The organism is Protofrankia sp. Cj3 (genome assembly GCF_917627355.1).
GTDB lineage: Bacteria > Actinomycetota > Actinomycetes > Frankiales > Frankiaceae > Protofrankia.
This window is the reverse complement of sequence record NZ_CAKJTR010000198.1, coordinates 1-2,099: the sequence shown is the minus strand read 5'-3', so window position 1 is coordinate 2,099 and position 2,099 is coordinate 1. Positions and strand designations below refer to the sequence as shown.

1 protein-coding gene is annotated in these 2,099 nt (G+C 67.7%); it reads left to right on the top strand.

What is annotated here, in order from left to right; genetic code table 11:
- Window positions 1-220: 220 nt before the first annotated feature.
- A complete protein-coding gene (locus tag MJ783_RS19825) occupies window positions 221-2,092 on the top strand; it encodes a bifunctional diguanylate cyclase/phosphodiesterase (RefSeq protein ID WP_239312522.1) in 1,872 nt (623 codons plus the stop codon).
- The last annotated feature ends 7 nt before the right edge of the window (window positions 2,093-2,099 follow it).

Here is a 2,099-nt window from a genome sequence, read left to right as displayed (position 1 = left end):
GCCGATGCGGCGGCATTGTCACTGGGGTGTGCATACAGGATCTTCGATTAGCCACAGCTGTCCTGTAGACCCGCCAAACCCGTGGGCTGGCGGGTTACATCCGCGTCGCTGAGGCTCACAGTGTAACTGTGAGCAGTTTTCGGGCAGTTATCCCGTGGAGTATCCGGTGGCGCCTTCCCCGGTACCGTGGGTATCCGTTGTGGATCAGGTGGGGGTTGACATGAGCCTTCCGCCTTTCACGGATCAACGACGATTTCTGATCATACTTTCCGCCGGGGGCCTCTTCTTTTTCCTCGTTCTCGCGCTGCTCCCCCGGTCGCCAGGGCAGAACCAGCTGGGGACGTGGCTCGCGGTAGCGATAAGCACGGCCAACCTGGCTGTCGCGCTGCTGCTGGCACGCATGCGGCCGACTGTCCACCACATTCTGGTGGTCACCTCGGTTCTTGCGATAACGATCGCGCTGTGTGACAGTACCGACGGCCGTGACTCCGACCTGTACCTGCTCTGGTACTCCTGGATCGCGGCATGCGGGGCAATGGTGCGCAGGCTGTGGGAGGCGGTCGCCCACGCCGTACTCATCAGCGCGGGGGCCGTGGCCGCTTTCGCGGTCGAGGGAGACCTCGGGGCCGCGATACCCGCGGTCGTGATGACTGTCTTCAGCATCACCGCGACAACCCTGGTGGTGTACGGATTCGGCCGCTGGAGCCAGCTCCTGGTGGATCGAGATCCACTGACTGGCCTCGCGAACCGGGCCGGACTGGCTCGGGTGGCCCAGCCCGCGCTCGCCGCCGCGCTTGCCGCGGGTCGTGACGCCGTCCTGGTGCTTCTTGATATCAACCGGTTCCGTGAGGTCAACGACGCTCTCGGTCATTCCGCTGGGGACCGGCTGCTTCAGGCTATCGCGGTGCAGCTACGCGGCGTACCCGCGGATCCCGCGTTCACCGGTCGTATCGGCAGTGACGAGTTCGCGGTGGTCATGTACGGGGCCGATCTGCCGGCTGAGCTCGCGGCCACGCATGATCAGATGCGTGCGATCGGCCGGATGGTGATCAGCCAGATCGCTGGCCCGTTCCGGATCGACGGCGTCGAGGTCGAGGTCGAGGCCAGCGCGGGTGTCGCGGCCGCCCCGCTGCACGGAACGAGTCTTGACGCGCTGCTACCGGCCGCGGATGCGGCGCTGCACGCGGCCAAACGGGATGGTGAACGGGTCGGTGTGTGGGATCCGGGTATGGCTGGCGTCCGGCCGTGGGAACTGGCCATGCACGCTCAGTTGCGGGCCGCTGTCGCCAGTGGCGAGCTGCGCCTCCACTACCAGCCGCTGCGGTCTGCGCGGACCGGCCGCATCGCCGGTGTCGAGGCGCTCCTGCGCTGGGCGCACCCGGACCGCGGGCTGCTGGCACCCGAGGCGTTCCTGCCCATGGCGGAACGGTCCACTTTGATCATTGATGTGACCGAATGGGTACTGAACGAGGCGCTGCGCCAGTGTGCCGACTGGGCCTTGGCCGGTCGCCACGTACCGGTGTCGGTGAACCTCTCGGCGCGGATGCTCGTCCGCGACGATCTCCCCAGCCTGGTTTCGCAGACGTTGTCCGCGTATGGCCTGCCGGCCGACGTCCTGACACTGGAGATCACGGAGAGTGCGCTGGTCACCCAGCCTGCGCGGGCCGCGGCGATGCTGCGGGAGCTGCGTACCCGCGGAGTGAAGCTGTCGCTGGATGACTTCGGAACAGGGTACAGCTCGATGGAGATCCTCAAGGCGCTGCCGTTCGACGAGGTGAAGATCGACCGGGGGTTCGTCTCCGGCGCGCATGGGAGCCTGCCCGACGCCGCGATCGTCTGTGCGGTCCTGGACCTGGGACACCGCTTGGGCCTGCGGGTCGTCGGCGAGGGCGTCGAGGACGCCCGCGCCCTGCGGATGCTGATGGAGCTCGGTTGCGACATTCTTCAGGGAGAGGCGATATCACGGCCGCTGCCGCCATCCCCTGAGCTGCTGGCGCTGTTCACCGCGGCGGCCTCCGTGGCTGGCGCGGACGCCCCCGTTCCGCCCGCGGCCGCGGACGGCCCAGGCACGCCTGCGGGAGACCGGCACTGACCCGGTG